This is a genomic window from Dasania marina DSM 21967, from assembly GCF_000373485.1.
GTDB classification, from domain to species: domain Bacteria; phylum Pseudomonadota; class Gammaproteobacteria; order Pseudomonadales; family Dasaniaceae; genus Dasania; species Dasania marina.
The window spans coordinates 355,603-372,233 of sequence record NZ_KB891585.1 but is presented as its reverse complement, the minus strand read 5'-3'; the positions used below and the strand labels follow the sequence as shown (position 1 = coordinate 372,233).

The following is a 16,631-nucleotide window of genomic DNA, read 5'->3' as shown; positions in this document are numbered from 1 at the left end:
TTTTAAATCTGATAAGCCTCTGTGATTACCTGTACCGTAGTACATATTTATTTTAACAATCTTAAATTTAATGCGATGTCAGAGGGTTGAGCCGGGTGCTGTCGCGAAATATAAAAGGGCTGGCCGTGGTTGCGGATGAGACAGCGCAGCGCCTTAAGGCTCGTAGCGGACGCGGGCGTCTTTTTAGATAAAGGGGGGAGGGGCCAGACCATGTAGCGGCGGCATCCGGCTTAGCCATCGGGTTTAGTGAATCACGGTGTTGGCTTAAGCCACTCTCAGCAAAAAAAAGCTTGCCTGTTGGCATAGTGAGAAGTTTTTAACCCGGAATGGCACAAGGTCATTGCTCCATGATGGCGGCCCTCCGGGCTGCCTTCACTCCCGCCTGAGCCCGTCTCCCCCTGCGGGGAAGGCAGCCGGTCTCAGTCGCTCACTCAGCGCTCATCTTTTATATTCCGCAATAACCTTGTGCCATTACCTGTCTATCGCGTGGTATTAGAGTACAGTTTTNTTAACTGCAAAATCGGCATTGGCACGATACAAGAGGGCTGAGCCGGATGCTGTCGCGAAATATAAAAGGGCTGGCCGGGGTAGCGGATGAGACAGCGCAGCGCTTTAAGGCTCAGTAGCGGACGCGGGTACCCAGTAGGGGCCATACCATGTAGCGGCGGCATTCGGCTCAGTCATCGGCGCTAACAAACTTCACATGTAGCCAGAGATCACCCAAAAATAATAAAGCCCTCATCTAAGCAAGAGCTTTATTATGGAGGTCGTTTAATCGCGCCGCAGTTTGTCGTTTAAGGCGATAGGGGTAGGGTAGTTAAATATCACTATATAGGAAGAAATCAAGAAAGTGATAATCGCGGTGGCCTGTATCAAGTGCGAAGCGTTTTTGCCCAGTAGTGCGGCATCAAAAGCGACAAAGGCGATGAGCAGCGAAAACTCACTGATAGAGCCCAGGCGAAAACCTATATCCCAAGCTAGAACTTTTTTCTCGCTGGCATTGCGCAACAAAAACTGAAAAACCACCGGCTTTAAACTCAGCATTAACAGCGCTAATACTGCCGCGGGAATAATAATGTCGGACAGTACCGCCAAATCAAAGCGTGCGCCCAGTGAAAAGAAAAACAAGATTAAGAAAAAGTCTCGCAGCGGTTTTAAGTTAACCGCGATATATTGCGAGATGGGGCTGGTGGCTAAAGAAATGCCCGCAATAAAGGCACCTATCTCAGCGGATAAACCCACTTGGTGAGCGGCTTCAGCCAAGCCTAGGCACCAGCCCAGCGCTAGTAAGAAAATATATTCATGGAAGCGGTCAAAAGTTTGTATCAGTTTTAATAGCACGTATTTAACAAACAGCATGGAAAGCGCTATAAATAGGGGCAAAGTGGCGATAGTTTTTAACATCATGGTGATGTCAAACTGACCTACGTCGCCACTTAATAGCACTAGCAAGACAAAGATGGCGATAACATCTTGCAGCAGCAGTAGGCTGATCATCATTTCGCCCATGTGGCGGTGATGCAAAATAGTGGTGGGTAACAGCTTAATGCCTATGATGGTGCTGGAAAACATCATCGCGGCACCAATAATAATGGACTCGCTCTGGCTAAAGCCAAAGGCCAGGCTAACCCCGAAACCGACTAGCAAAAAGGTCAGCGAGCTAATAATAGCTATAGGTGTGGCTTTTTTCATGGTGCTTAGCAGCGCTTGTGGCTGCATATCCAAGCCCAGCAAAAATAATAGGAAGATGATGCCCACCTGGGAAATGTCTGACAGCAGGCTGAGGTCGTTAACAAAATTCAGCCCGTAGGGGCCTATCAGAGCCCCTAGGGCGATATAGGCGATAAGTAGGGGTTGCCGGGTGTAAAGGGCTATAGTGGCTAAAACAGCGGCGCCAGTGAAGATCAAAAAGAACGAGAAGGTGATACTGCTGGCATCCATTATATAGCGGGTCCTGCTCAAGGCTGAGGGAGGGGAATATTTCAGGTCAATATGGCTGAAATAGGCCATTTTTTTGTTATAGGTGTATAGATATTAGCTAGTTTTATGGATAGTATGAGAACAAATCGTTTCCAGAACAACTGTAGTCGTAGAAAGCAGTATAAATATAACCGTTAATAATAATGTAAAAGAGGAATACCCATGTCAGATAATACCCAGCCTAAAACACAGTACAATGACAGCCTAGCCGATGCTATTGCAGCAACAGCCGTGGTGGCGCTAGTCGTATTTACCGTTGTGTTTTGGTTGAGCGGCCAATAGCTATTTACTCATTGTCTTAATTGACTAAAATTGCAAGCGACAAAAGGCGGGTTAACCCGCCTTTGTTATATGTAGAACAAACTGCACTAACAGTGCTATGCCGCCGATAAATAGGGCAGTAGTCACCAGCCCCATGATAATAAACACCCTGTGATTGCCGTGTTTAAAATCCCGCTCTTTATTTTTACTGCTTTGCACACCAAAAAAAGCAGACATCACACTGGCCATTACCTGGGTAATACTGGGCTTTTTTTCGTCATCGTTATTATCACTTTGTTCAGACATGCTTATTACTCAGTGTTGTTATACGGGGTCGTAATCCAGTACCGGCATTAACCAGCGCTCTAATTCCGTTAAGGTCATAGACTTGCGCTCGGCCAAAGACTCGACTTGGTCTTTACTGATTTTACCGGTGGCAAAATAATCGGACTCGGGGTGGGAGAAATAAAATCCACTCACTGATGACGCCGGTGACATGGCAAAGTGCTCGGTGAGCTCTACCCCTATGTCTTGCTCGCTGTTCAGCAATTTAAACAGTGTGGCTTTTTCAGTGTGGTCGGGGCAGGCGGGGTAGCCTGGTGCCGGCCGTATACCTCGGTAGCGCTCTTTAATCAGATCTTCATTGCTCAGTGTCTCGGCGCTGTCATAGCCCCAGAACTCTTTGCGTACCCGTAGGTGCATATGCTCGGCAAAAGATTCTGCCAGGCGGTCCGCCAAGGCTTTCACCATTATGGCGTTATAATCATCGCCATCTGCTTGGTATTGTTTGGATAGTTCGTCAGCACCTAAACCGGTAGTCACCGTAAAGCCGCCTATATAATCCTGACATCGGCTTTCTTTAGGGGCGATAAAGTCAGCCAGGCTCAGATTGGCTTTGCCGTTGGGCTTATCAATTTGCTGGCGTATATGGTGCAGTAGCGCAATAGGTTGCTGCTCAGAATCATAGACTTCTATGTCATCACTATCCACTCTGGCGGCTGGCCAAAAGCCTATTACCGCATTGGCGGTTAATAGTTTTTCATCGACAATTTTTTGCAGCATTGTTTTGGCGTCGGCAAATAGTGCTCTAGCCGCTTCACCTACGGTTTCATCCTCGAGTATTTTGGGGTACTTACCCGCTAAATCCCATGAGATAAAAAACGGTGTCCAGTCTATGGTGTCTACCAAGGTTTGCAGAGGGTAGTCCTTAAATACTTTAGTCCCTACAAAACTGGGCTTGGGTGCTTGGTAAGTATTCCAATCAAACTTTAAGCCACGGCTAATCGCGTTGCTATAGGTAATAGGTTTGGTTTTGGGTTTGCGATTGGCGTTGCGCACGCGAATTTTTTCATACTCTGCTTTGCGATCATTCCACAATGTTTGTTTGTTCTCGGGGTGTACCAAGGCGGCCACTACCGAGACGCTGCGCGAAGCATCGGCGACATAAACGGTAGGCGCATTTTTGTATTGTGGCTCTACTTTTACCGCGGTGTGCGCTTTCGAGGTGGTGGCACCGCCTATCAGCAAGGGTAGGTTAAAGCCCTGGCGCTGCATTTCACGGCCTACATAAACCATTTCATCCAGCGAGGGGGTAATCAATCCGCTCAAGCCTATGATGTCGGCATTATGTTCTTTGGCGGCGTTTAAAATATCTTGGCAGGCTACCATTACGCCCAAGTCGATGACTTCAAAGTTATTACATTGCAGCACTACACCGACGATGTTTTTGCCTATGTCGTGCACGTCGCCTTTCACCGTGGCCATAATAACCTTGCCATTGCTTTTGCTAACGCCGGAGTTACTGGCCTCTATGTAAGGGGTCAAGTGGGCTACGGCTTGTTTCATCACGCGGGCGCTTTTAACCACCTGCGGCAAAAACATTTTACCGCTGCCAAACAAATCACCCACCACGTTCATACCGTCCATTAACGGGCCTTCTATCACCTCTATGGGTTGATCGGCTTGCAGGCGTGCTGCTTCGGCGTCTTCTAGTATGTAGGCGTTTATACCTTTAACTAAGGAATATTCTAAGCGCTTGTTGACGTCTAGTTCGCGCCAGCTTAAATCTTCCTCTTGGTTTTCTGAGCCTTTGCCGGCAAATTCAGTGGCGATAGTCAACATGCGCTCAGTAGCATCTTCATGACGGTTTAAGACTATGTCTTCCACGCCTTTACGCAATTTATCGGGGATGTCATCGTAGATCGCCAGCTGGCCAGCATTGACTATACCCATGCTTAGGCCGGCTTTAATGGCGTGGTATAAAAAGACGGCGTGTATTGCTTCACGTACCGCATCGTTACCGCGGAAGGAGAAGCTGACGTTGCTGACGCCGCCGGATATTTTGGCGTAGGGCAGGTGCTCGCGTATATAATGGCAGGATTCAATAAAATCTACCGCGTAGTTGTTATGCTCTTCTATACCGGTAGCGATGGCAAAAATATTGGGGTCGAAAATAATATCCTGCGGTGGAAAACCTACGACGTCTACCAGTATGTCGTATGAACGCTTACAGATAGTATTTTTACGGGTGACGGTATCGGCCTGGCCATCTTCGTCAAACGCCATGACCACTACCGCTGCGCCATAACGCAGGCACAGTTTGGCCTTGGCTATAAACTCTTGCTCGCCTTCTTTTAGGCTGATGGAGTTAACCACCGATTTGCCCTGTATACATTTCAGCCCTGCTTCCATTACCTCCCACTTGGAGGAGTCCACCATAATGGGCACGCGAGAAATTTCTGGCTCGGAGGCAATAAGATTGAGGAAGCGCACCATGGCCGCTTCGGAATCCAACATGCCCTCATCCATATTAATATCGATAATCTGGGCGCCGTTTTGCACTTGCTGTAGGGCAACCTCTAAAGCAGTGTCGTAGTCCTCTTCTAAAATAAGACGCTTAAATCGGGCCGAGCCGGTGATGTTGCAGCGTTCGCCTACGTTAACAAATAACGAAGAATCATCGATGATAAAAGGCTCTAAGCCGCTGAGGCGACAGGCAGGCTTTTGCTCAGGAATAACCCTAGGCTTACAACCAGCTACTGCATCGGCAATGGCGCGTATATGTTCGGGGGAGGTGCCGCAGCAGCCGCCAACAATATTTAAAAAGCCGCTATCGGCAAACTCTTTAATAATGACCGCCATTTCTTCAGCGGTTTGATCGTATTCACCAAACTCATTGGGCAGGCCGGCATTGGGGTGGGCGCTGACATAGGTGTTGCTGCAGTTGGTTAAGGCCTGCACATAGGGGCGTAGCTCTTGTGCCCCTAAGGCGCAGTTTAGGCCTATGCTAATAGGTTTGGCGTGGGCGACTGAATACCAAAAGGCTTCGGTGGTTTGGCCGGAAAGGGTGCGGCCACTGGCGTCGGTAATAGTGCCCGAAATCATTATAGGCAGTTCTATAGCCAGCTCTTCAAATACCCCTTGGGTGGCAAAAATAGCCGCTTTGGCATTGAGGGTATCAAAGCTGGTTTCTATCAAAATAATGTCAGAGCCACCTTCGATTAAGCCTTTTACCGATTCGCTGTAATCCTCTACCAGCTGGTCAAAGGTAACGTTACGGTAGCCTGGGTCATTAACATCGGGTGAAATGGTGGCGGTGCGGCTGGTCGGCCCTATAACTCCGGCAACAAAGCGTGGCTTCTCTGGGGTGAGCGCGGTCATGGTGTCGGCCGCTTCACGGGCAAGTTTGGCTGCGGCTACGTTAATTTCATAGGCTATGGATTGTAAGTCGTAGTCGCTTTGTGACACCTTGGTGGCATTAAAGGTGTTGGTTTCTAAGATATCGGCACCGGCCTTGAGGTAGGCGGTGTGTATATCTTTAATAATCTTGGGCTGGGTAATGGCCAGTAGGTCGTTATTACCCTTAATATCCATGTGGTAATCGGCAAAACGCTCGCCGCGGTAATCGGCTTCTTGTAGCTTGTAAGACTGAATCATGGTGCCCATAGCGCCATCAAGAATCAAAATCCTCTCTTGTAAAGCGGTATGTAGGGCGTTAATTCTAGTGCTTCTATCCGTCATATCGGTTCCGATCTTATCTCTAAAAGTTAGCCAACTAATACTTGACTGTGGCAGTTGGGCTTTGACTTGTGGTAAATTAGTGAATTGTAACAAACTTGACGCTGCACTGCGGTACTAATGCGGCGAAAAGGTGTAAATTCAGCTCTATTTTTTAGTGCGTAGAGCCATTATTAAGGTTGTAGTTATACATGTCGGAAGCAAACCCTGAATTAAAGTTAACCATTACCGAATCGGCGCAAGGCTATTTGGCCGAGCTGTTGGCGGGCCAAGATGAAGAGGTAAAAGGTATACGCTTATTTATTAGCAGTCCTGGTACGCCTAAGGCCGAGACTTGTATTGCTTACTGCCGCGAAGACGATGAGCAGGATGATGATATCGTCGTGCAATACGACAATCTATTGGCCCGCATAGATTTACGTAGCCTACCTTTTCTGGAAGATGCCTTTGTCGACTACGCCAAAGATCGTATGGGTGGCCAGCTGACGATTAAAGCGCCCAATGCCAAATTACCCAAGGTTAATGAAAACAGCTCGGTAGAAGATCAAATCAACTATGTGCTGTATAACGAGGTTAATCCTTCTTTGGCGGCCCACGGAGGCGAAGTGTCTTTAGTGGAGGTGATTGAAGAGGAGGATAAGAAGATAGCCATCCTACGTTTTGGTGGCGGCTGTCAGGGCTGTGGCATGGTGGATATGACCTTAAAAGATGGGGTAGAAAAATCCTTATTAGAGCAAGTGCCAGCGCTAGCGGCAGTGCGTGATACCACCGACCATACCGACACCTCGCAGGCTTATTTTAAGTAAAGTAAATACATAGCCAGCTAATAGCCTGTTATCTAAAACAGCCAAACAAAAAAATACCGCAATTGCTGCGGTATTTTTTTGTTTGTTAAAAAGCGACTAGCTACGTCTGCCGGGCAGTACGTTTTTTAACTTTTCATGCATGGCTAGCAAGGAGGCCTCGGTCGTTTCCCAGCTGATGCAGCCATCGGTTACCGATACGCCGTATTGTAATTGGCTGAGGTCGGCGGGGATGCTTTGGTTGCCCTCGTGTATATTACTTTCCACCATTATGCCGACTATAGAGCGGTTGCCCTCCAGAATTTGATTGGCCACATTATCCATCACCAATGGTTGTAGGTTGGGATCTTTGTTGGAGTTGGCATGTGAGCAGTCCACCATAATGTTTTTGCTTATACCGGCTTTTTCTAAGTCGGCTTCACAGATGGCGACATGCACAGAGTCATAGTTGGGGCCGTTGGAGCCGCCACGTAAGACCATATGGGCGTAAGCATTGCCCTTGGTTTGAATAATAGAGACTTGCCCCTGGCCATTTATGCCTAAAAAGCGGTGTGGTTTGGCGGCAGATCTAATGGCGTTGGTGGCCACTTCTAAGCCGCCATCGGTGCCATTTTTAAAACCTACTGCCGAGGATAGGCCGCTAGCCATTTCGCGGTGAGTTTGCGATTCGGTGGTGCGCGCACCTATGGCTGACCAAGAAATACAATCCTGTATGTATTGTGGTGAGATGGGGTCTAAGGCCTCGGTAGAAGTAGGTAGGCCTATTTCGGCAATCTGTAATAATAGTTTGCGACCTATGCTCAAGCCTTCTTCAATTTTAAAGGTGTCATTGAGGTGAGGATCGTTAATTAAACCTTTCCAGCCCACGGTGGTGCGGGGCTTTTCGAAATAAACGCGCATTACGATATAGAGCGTGTCGGCGACTTTATCGGCCAATTGTTTTAAGCGTTGGGCGTAGTCTAGGGCAGCATCAACATCGTGTATGGAGCAGGGGCCTACTACCACAAATAAGCGCTGATCTTTACCGTCTAAAATATTGCGGATAACTTCACGGCTTTCGGCGACCGTGTTTCTCGCCGCGTCAGACATGGGCGTGTCGGCTTTTAGTTGCTCAGGGGTGATAAGAATCTCCTGAGATTCAACATTGATGTTGTCTACTACCTTGCTGCTCATTATTTAATCCTAATGGTTCAATCCTAGTGCTACAGCTACTCTTGCTACACCTAAAGTGCTACAGCTGCTCTTGCTACACCTAAAAAGTGCGCTGTACTCATTCTTGTACACGCTATGCTAACAATTTGACCAGAGATTATAGCGTAATACCACTGTTAAATGTGCCTCTAACAGACCAGCTGGGGAAATATTGCTGATTTATTCGTAGATACGTTTGTCATGGCGCGGGCAACAGTTAGAATAGCCAGCAATAAAAGATACTGGATGATCCCGCAGCCCATGACTCAGCTTATTTCCCTATACGATATAGCACCTATTGCGGCAGATGTAGCCAGCGGCGAATTATTGCTGACTCCCAACCAGCGTTTGGCTAGCAGAATGAGCATAGCCTACGCGATTTTTTGTCGCGATAATCACCATCCCGTGGTGGCCGCTCCCAATATAAAATCCATCAATCAATGGTTGGCGAGTTGCTGGCAGCAGTTGCTGCTGTCGGCCTATCCTCAGGCGATAGCGCAACAGCTGCTCAGCTCGGCAGAGCAGCTGATTATTGTTGAGCGCATTATTAATGAGTCGGAGCAGGGCCAGCAACTGCTTAGGCCTAGAGCCACAGCGCAGCATGTGGTTAATGCCTACGAAACCTTACAGCATTGGTTGTTAGATAGGCAGTGTGCTGAAGTGCAGCCATTCTTTAATGGTAATGGCAGCAGTGACGACAGCCAAATACTACTGCAATGGCTGGCCGAGTTTGATGACTATTGCCAGCAAAAAGGTTATTTGCCGCCCATACGGCAGCATCATATTGTGATTGAGGCCTTCGCCGCTGGCCACTTAACAACACATCCCTCTATAGCCAGTGTTGCTTTAGATAATCCCACTCCTTTACAAAAACAATTAATTAACAGCGCGGCTAAACAGTGGCGAGAGATAGATAACCCTAGGCCAGAGGCGCAGCCGCAATTAGCCATAGGCTGTGAAAATAGCGAGCAGGAAATTGTCGTCGCCGCGCTGTGGGCCAAGCAGCAATTAAAAAATGCCATCAACCCCGCCAAATTGCCGACTATTGCTATCGTTATTCCCAGCTTAGGCCAGCAACGCGACAAGGTTGTGCGTATTTTTCAAGAAGTGTTTTGTCCGCAGTTTCAAACCCCTGCTTATCAACGCAATAATTTACCCTTTAATATTTCGGCCGGCAGCCCGCTGGGTGATGAACCTATTATTGCAGCCAGTTTATTTGCGCTGGCGATGAACCAGCCGCAACTGGAATGTGAGCACATTATCAATGGCTTGCTGTCGCCGTTTTTTTTATTAACCGATGATGATGACAATGCCTTAGCGCGTTTAATTTATTTACTGCGCGAGCAAAAGCTTGCACTAATTAGCACCGCTAGAGTACGTCAGCTGGTTGAAAAGGTGGGTGCAGAATTTTTTGATGAAGAAGCACCTTGGCCCTTATTGGCCGCTTTATTAGAGCATTCAAATTTGGCCCGCGGCGTAGGCCTTAATAAAAAACAGCCACTCAGTGACTGGGCGGTATTTTTTAAACAATCACTGTTTTCTTTGGGTTGGCCGGGTCAGCGTAAAATTGACAGCATAGAGTATCAAGCCTTAAAACAATGGCAGCAGTTGTTACAGGATGTTGTTAGCCAAGGAGCGGTGCTGGGCAATGTTACGTTCAAGCAAGCTTATGATCATTTTAAACAGATCTTAGCCGGCACCGTTTTTCAGGCGCAAACAGTAGACTCACCTATACAAATATTAGGGGCGTTAGAAGCGGCGGGCTTGCACTTTGATTATCTGTGGCTCAGTGGTATGTCCAGCAAAGAGTGGCCAGCAGCGCCAGCCCCCAATCCTTTATTACCTATCGCCTTACAGCGTAGTTACAACATGCCCAACGCCACCGCCGAAGGCGAGTTGGACTATGCACGGGTATTAACTCAAGGCTTTATGCACAGCGCTAAAACTCTGTATGTGAGTTATGCAAAAGTGATAGACGATAACCCTGCCAATGTTAGTGGCTTGTTCGCCGACTACCCACAGTGCTCGCCTGAGCAGTTATTGCAAAAAAGCATAGAACAATTACTGCCGCACAGTGAGATACGTCGTCGTTATTTTGAACAGAAAAAATGGCAGGATTACCAGCCTTATAAATCTAAAGCTTTATCCGCAGAGGAGTCCGTCAAAGGTGGCAGCTCTTTATTTGCCAATCAAGCAGCTTGCCCTTTTAAAGCCTTCGCCAGTCATCGTTTGGGATTGGTGGCTATGGCCGAACCCGTATTAGGCATAGATCACGCCAGCCGCGGTAATTTGTTACATAGAGCCTTAGAATTAATTTGGAAGCAGTTAGAAAATCAACAGGGCTTACTGGCTTTAGATGCGCCAGCGCAAACTAAGCTCTGCCATGATTATGCCGAGTACGCCCTCAATGAAATGAATCATCGCATGGCGAATAAAATGGGCATAAGACAGCAAGCCATAGAGCGGGATAGGCTGTCGGCTTTATTGTCAGCTTGGTTAGCAGTAGAGCGTGAGCGCGCTGACTTCACCGTAGTGTCCAGAGAAGAGCGCAAAGTGTTTCGTTTTTCGCAACTAGAGCTAGTGGCTAGAGTGGATAGGGTGGATCAATTAAGCGATGGCAGCCAGGTGATAATAGATTATAAAACCGGTAAAAGTTCAACCAATAGTTGGTGGGGTGATCGCCCTGACCAGCCGCAACTGCCCTTGTATAGTTCGCTATTGGAACAGGATGAGCGGCAAGTGTCAGCGGTGTGTTTTGCGCAAGTGCATATAGAGGGTTGTGAGATAAAAGGTGTGGGTGATGAGCAATGCCCAGAACCTAACTTGCAATGGACTAGCAATATGCAAAGCAGTTCTGGCGCTATCGATTGGCCGCAGTTAAAACAACAGTGGCAGAAAACCTTAACGGCCTTGGCGCAAGATTTTATAGCAGGTAAATCGGTGGTGAACCCAAAAGATAAAGTAAAAAGCTGCCAATATTGTGACTTGGCCAGTGTCTGCCGCATTAATCATCAAGGCAGCAGTGCGGCAATGGAGCTAAGCGAATGAATGCGCCTATAGATCAGGCGCAACGCGCAGCCGCTTTAAATCCCTTATGCTCCGCCTGCGTTACCGCGCCAGCGGGTTCAGGGAAAACGGAATTATTAAGCCAGCGGGTATTAACCTTATTGGCCAGGATGGATAGGCCAGAAGAAATTTTAGCCATTACCTTCACCCGCAAAGCCGCGGCTGAAATGCATCACCGTATTATGCAAGCCTTGTTATTTGCCCGCGATAATGATCAGCCTGTAGAAGAGTACAAACAAGTTACCTGGCGTTTGGCTAGGGCGGTATTGGCACGTGACCATGCCTGCGACTGGAATTTATTGGTAAACAGTAGCCGCTTAAAAATACAAACCATAGACAGCTTATGCGCTAGCTTAACCCGGCAAATGCCTATACTGGCCAGCTTTGGTGCCCAGCCTAAGATTGCCGATAATGCCGAGCCTATCTATCAACGGGCAGTAGCTAATTTATTAAAGCATTTAGAATCTGATACAGCGCTAGCTCAGCATTTAGAAAGTTTGCTGCGTCATGTGGATAATGATTGGCGCAAAACTGAAAAATTATTAATGGATTTATTGCGTTGCCGTGATCAGTGGCTATTTCATATTTTTATCCATCAACATGAGCAACCCCGCGCTATTTTAGAATCGGCCTTGCAGGCGGTAGTACAAGATCATTTAGCCAAATTGCAGCAAAGCTTAGCGCCATGGGCGGCAGAATTGGCGCTCTTAATGGATTATGCCGGCCATTGTTTGCAACAAGAGCACAGTGATTCCCCCATTACACTATTAGCCGGCTGCACAGGTTTGCCTGTTGGCGATGGCTGTGAGTTGGCGGCCTGGCAGTCCATCGCTGAGTTGTTATTAACCGCTAAGGGTGAGTTTCGTAAAACGGTTAATAAAAATACCGGCTTCCCTGCGCAAACAGCTACGGGTGATAAGGTCGTGGCCAAACAGCGCAAAGAGGCCATGTTGCAGCTAATAGCCCAGCTGGCCGACGATGCAGAATTGGCTACGCTATTGCATGAGCTACGGGTTATGCCTGCCTTGCATTACCCTGATGAGCAATGGCATTTCTTAGCGGCCTTAACCAGCTTGTTACCGCATTTGGTGGCTGAGTTAATGTTGGAGTTTCAGCAACAGGGCGAGGTGGATCACTCACAAATCGCTTTGGCGGCGATACAGTCGTTAGGGGATGCGCTAAACCCAACGGAGTTACGTTTAAAATTAGATTATCAACTTAAGCATATTCTAATTGATGAATTTCAAGATACCGCTTCTACTCAGTTTGAATTGCTCAAGTGCTTGCTGGAAGGTTGGCAGGAGCATAATCAAAATAATCCCGACACACCCAATACCTTGTTTATTGTCGGCGATGGTATGCAATCGATTTATGGATTTCGCGAAGCTAATGTCGGATTATTCTTAGAGGCGAGGCGGCAGGGGGTTAATAAATTACCCTTACAAGCTTTGTCTTTGCAGGTTAATTTTAGATCGACGCCTACGATAGTGGAATGGGTGAATAAAACCTTTAAGCAGGCTTTTCCCCAGTATGAAAACTTAGGCCGCGGTGCGGTACGTTATGAAAACTCTAGCGCTTATCAAGCCGATACTGATAGCTCTGCAGTGCAAGTGTTTGGTTTGCTGGGCGACGATGCCAGGCAGCAAGAAGCGCAAAAAGTGGTTGCTCTAGTGCAACAACATATAGCGAACAAGCCTCAAGCTAGTATTGCTATTTTGGTGCGCACCCGTAATCATCTCAATGATATTTTACCCGCCTTATTTGCTGCCGGTATAGAGTGGCAGGCTACCGACATTAATCCACTATCGAAAAACAGTACGATTATGGATTTATTGTCACTGACCAAAGCGTTGTTAAGCAGCGCTGACCGTATAGCTTGGGCAGCGTTGTTACGTACACCTTTTATAGCCTTGGATAATAGTGATTTACATGTTTTATTGGGCGAGCAACAAAAACGAGTCACGGTTAAGCAGGCCATTAACGATGAGGCTTTGTGTAAGGGGTTATCCCGCTATGGCCAACAACGTATCGCCCTAGTCAGGCAGGTTTTACAGGCCGCTAACCTACAGCGCGGTAGGCAAGCCTTACGGGTGCAAGTGCATGGCGTATGGCTGGCTTTAGGCGGCCCTGCCTGTGTGGCCGATTCTGCAGAATATTTAGCGGTAGATGATTATCTTAATTTGCTAGAGCGGCACGAGCAGTCGGGCCTGTTATCGTCCATGGCTCAGTTTGAGGAGGCAGTGGCGCGTTTATATGCTGCGCCGCAAGCTAATGATAGCTGCTTGCAGGTAATGACTATACACAAGTCTAAAGGTTTAGAGTTTGATACGGTTATTCTGCCTGGCCTCGATAGGCGGCCGCGCTCGGATGATAAAGCCTTATTGATGTGGCGCGAATATTTATCGGCACAGGGCGATAACCACCTGTTGATGTCACCGCTGTCGGCTACTGGCAAAAGTGATGCGGTTTACGACTATTTACGTTACGAAAAAGATCAAAGTCGTAGTTTGGAAAATACGCGCCTGTTATATGTGGCAGCAACCCGCGCCATCAGTACGTTATATTTGACCTTTAGCCAGGCGGCCGTGTATGAAGCTGAAGCGGTGAAAGCGCCGGCTAAGCAGTCACTGCTACAAAGTATATGGGATAGCGTAAAGGACGAAATTGTTTATTCTATTTGCCGCGACCATAGCGATGACGAACAATTACTTATCGCCTTTGATGCACCGGAAGACAGCCCTGTGCATTATCGTTTGGCCGATGATTGGCAACCACCGCAATGGTCTTTTGCTAACCCACTGGCGGATTTCTATATCAAACAGCCTCCCGAGAGTGAAAATAATCTACCCGATTTTTATGAAGACACCTTCCCCAGACAGCTAGGCAATATTGCCCATGCCATTTTAGAGCACTGCGTTAATGCAGGGGTAAGCTATGTCGATAGATTATCCGACGAGCAAAAAGTGTTGTGGGTTAGGCGCCTGTGCCACAGCCAAGGCGTAACCAAAGAGCGCTGGGGTGATGTTAATGTGTTTATTGATAATATGATGACTAATGTCAGCAATGACCCGAAAGCGCGTTGGTTATTATCACCCCAGCATAAGCGCTCCGATGTGGAATATGAATTACTTAGCTGTAGCGACGATGTTGTATCTAAGCGGGTTATTGATAGATCGTTTATTGATGACGAGGGTGTGCGTTGGATAGTGGATTACAAAACCTCTAGCCCACAGCATGGTGAGGCACTAGCCGATTTCATCAGCAAAGAGTTGGGTCTTTATACGCCGCAATTACAGCAGTACCAATATTTAATTCAAGCCCTACATCAAGATGCGGGGCTGGATATACCGGTTAAAACAGCGCTGTATTTCCCTGCTATACCTCATTGGCAAGAAGTGGAGTTATAAACATGAAGGTATTAACAATTAAACCGTTTAAGATAGTTTCCCTTGCTCTCTGCTTTGTTATTAACGCCTCATGGGCGCAACAGCCTAATGAAGCTACTGAATTTCAGCCCAAGATGCGCGTGATCGATAGAGATTGGCAGTATTTTAAATCCGTACCTTGCGAGCGTATAGATAAAGAGATTTTTCACTCGCGCAGTGAAGAGCTATTACTAGCGCAAAGAAAATCCCAATGTATTAATCGCTATAAAGCCTTTTTACCTAAACCCTTAAGCTAAATCACTATGGCTAAACCTAGAAATAATTTACGCATATTCAAGCCCAAGCAAAGGCTTGCTGTGCAGGGTAATCATGAGCTAACTATCGACGCCATCAGCAGTGACGGCCGTGGTATAGCCAAGCATAAAGGCAAAACCGTTTTTGTAGCCGGGGCTTTGCCCGGCGAGCAAGTGTTGGTGCGCTTTACCACTAACCGTAAAAGTCATGATGAAGCCGAAACGATAAAGGTGCTACAGGCTTCTGATCAGCGGGTGACAGCACCGTGCCAGTATTACGGCCGCTGTGGTGGCTGTAGTTTCCAACATTATCATTACCAAGGGCAGTTACAGGCCAAGCAGCAGCATTTGCAGCAGCTATTTAAACACCATGAGCAAAGTCAGGAGCAGCCCATAGCGTGGCAACCGGCGCTTAGCGCAGATGCCTACCATTATCGCCACCGAGTACGTTTTGCCATTAGCGCCAAGGGCAAGCACTTTATGTTGGGTTATAGGCAGGCTAATAGCCATGAGTTGATAGCTATAGATAGTTGTGCGATAGCCGACCCGGCTATCAATACATTCTTACCTGCGCTTAAACAATTACTCAGCACTTTGAGCAAGCGTGCGTTGTTATTAGAATGTGCCGTCGTCGTGGATGCTGATAAGCAACTCTCCGTGTTGCTCAGTGTTAAGGCAGAATTACCAGAGCAAGATTACGCGCAGCTACAGCAGTTTGCTCAGCCCTTGGCCGTCACTATTAAGGTGCTGCATGTAGAGCAGCCCTATGCCGCACCTTTATTTATCAGTGGCTCGCTGCCGCAGCGCTACCGCTTAAGTGCTGATATGAACATTACTTACCAAGCCGGTGACTTTACCCAGATCAATACGGCGATTAATCAGCAAATGATACAGTGCTTAAAATCCTGGCTGCAGTTAAACGAGCAGGATGTGGTAGCCGATTATTTTTGCGGTATAGGTAATTTAACCCTGCCTATGGCGGCTGCTAGCAAGCAGTTGCTGGCCTATGAACTGGTAGAAACCATGGTAGCTAAGGCGCAGGCGAATGCCGCTGACAATGGTTTAACTAATATTACTTTTGTCGTCGCCGATTTATTTGCCGAACAACTAGTCATAGCGCAAAGTGCCAATAAAGTGGTGTTAGATCCCCCCAGAGCCGGGGCTAAGCAGTTATGTACGGTGCTAGCCCAGCATAGCGCTAGTCAGTTGCTTTATGTCTCTTGTAATCCAGCCACATTGGCCAGAGATGCTGAGATTTTACAGCAGGGCGGTTACGTGATTAGCAAAGCCGCACTAATCGATATGTTCCCCCAAACCAAGCATATGGAATGCATGTTGTTACTAGAGAAGAAGCCATAAAAAAAGCCCCTGCACAGCAGAGGCTTTTCGTTAAGCTCTTCTAGAAACTAGAAACTAGAAACTGTCATCAAACCTTAATATCAATACTGCCACCAGGGTTAGCTGCAGGGCTGGCCGTTGCCACACTAGCTGAGGCCAGTAATTTTAGCGCCGCTTCACCATCGGCAACTTGTTGTTTTTTAGCTAGATTTGCCGCTAGTAATTCATGGCTGTTGCTGGCTAGCTGGCTGCTAGCGGATGACCCGATTTCCATAGTGCTACCTCATTACTGCGAA

At 47.5% G+C, this 16,631-nt stretch carries 10 protein-coding genes; 5 read left to right on the top strand and 5 right to left on the bottom strand.

Annotation, left to right across the window (positions count from 1 at the left end):
* Positions 1–771 precede the first annotated feature (771 nt).
* The 3 genes from B067_RS0111195 to metH all read right to left on the bottom strand — a co-directional run bounded on the left by B067_RS0111195 (position 772) and on the right by metH (position 6,261).
* A complete protein-coding gene (locus B067_RS0111195; protein ID WP_019530179.1) occupies positions 772–1,941 on the bottom strand; it encodes a cation:proton antiporter domain-containing protein in 1,170 nt (389 codons plus the stop codon).
* A gap of 372 nt (positions 1,942–2,313) precedes the next feature.
* A complete protein-coding gene (locus B067_RS0111185) occupies positions 2,314–2,547 on the bottom strand; it encodes a DUF2970 domain-containing protein (RefSeq protein ID WP_019530177.1) in 234 nt (77 codons plus the stop codon).
* Positions 2,548–2,565: 18 nt separating this feature from the next.
* On the bottom strand, positions 2,566–6,261 hold the full coding sequence (gene metH, locus B067_RS0111180; protein ID WP_019530176.1) for a methionine synthase: 3,696 nt from the start codon (positions 6,259–6,261) through the stop codon (positions 2,566–2,568).
* 188 nt (positions 6,262–6,449) lie between these two features.
* Between metH and nfuA the strand changes: the two genes are divergently transcribed.
* Positions 6,450–7,064, top strand: a complete 615-nt coding sequence (gene nfuA, locus B067_RS0111175; protein ID WP_019530175.1) for a Fe-S biogenesis protein NfuA — start codon at positions 6,450–6,452, stop codon at positions 7,062–7,064.
* Between the two features lie 96 nt (positions 7,065–7,160).
* Here the strand turns inward: nfuA and B067_RS0111170 are convergent, their stop codons facing one another.
* Positions 7,161–8,234, bottom strand: coding sequence for a 3-deoxy-7-phosphoheptulonate synthase (locus tag B067_RS0111170; protein ID WP_019530174.1), 1,074 nt, complete (start codon positions 8,232–8,234; stop codon positions 7,161–7,163).
* Between the two features lie 264 nt (positions 8,235–8,498).
* On the opposite strand from B067_RS0111170, the gene B067_RS0111165 reads away from it, so the two are divergent.
* The 4 genes from B067_RS0111165 to rlmD are packed head-to-tail and all read left to right on the top strand — an operon-like array spanning position 8,499 to position 16,356.
* Positions 8,499–11,300 (top strand): PD-(D/E)XK nuclease family protein, encoded by a 2,802-nt coding sequence (locus tag B067_RS0111165; RefSeq protein WP_019530173.1) that lies wholly within the window; start codon positions 8,499–8,501, stop codon positions 11,298–11,300.
* A complete protein-coding gene (locus tag B067_RS0111160; RefSeq protein ID WP_019530172.1) occupies positions 11,297–14,725 on the top strand; it encodes a UvrD-helicase domain-containing protein in 3,429 nt (1,142 codons plus the stop codon). The genes B067_RS0111165 and B067_RS0111160 overlap by 4 nt, the downstream gene beginning before the upstream one ends.
* Positions 14,726–14,727: 2 nt before the next feature.
* Positions 14,728–15,000: a hypothetical protein gene (locus B067_RS0111155; RefSeq protein ID WP_019530171.1), complete on the top strand. Its 273-nt coding sequence runs from the start codon at positions 14,728–14,730 to the stop codon at positions 14,998–15,000.
* 6 nt (positions 15,001–15,006) lie between these two features.
* Positions 15,007–16,356 (top strand): 23S rRNA (uracil(1939)-C(5))-methyltransferase RlmD, encoded by a 1,350-nt coding sequence (gene rlmD / locus B067_RS20305; protein ID WP_019530170.1) that lies wholly within the window; start codon positions 15,007–15,009, stop codon positions 16,354–16,356.
* A 67-nt stretch (positions 16,357–16,423) separates the two neighbouring features.
* Here rlmD and B067_RS0111145 read toward each other — a convergent pair whose 3' ends face one another.
* Positions 16,424–16,609 carry a hypothetical protein gene (locus B067_RS0111145; protein WP_019530169.1) on the bottom strand — a complete coding sequence of 62 codons (186 nt, stop codon included), beginning with the start codon at positions 16,607–16,609 and terminating at the stop codon, positions 16,424–16,426.
* Between the last annotated feature and the right edge of the window lie 22 nt (positions 16,610–16,631).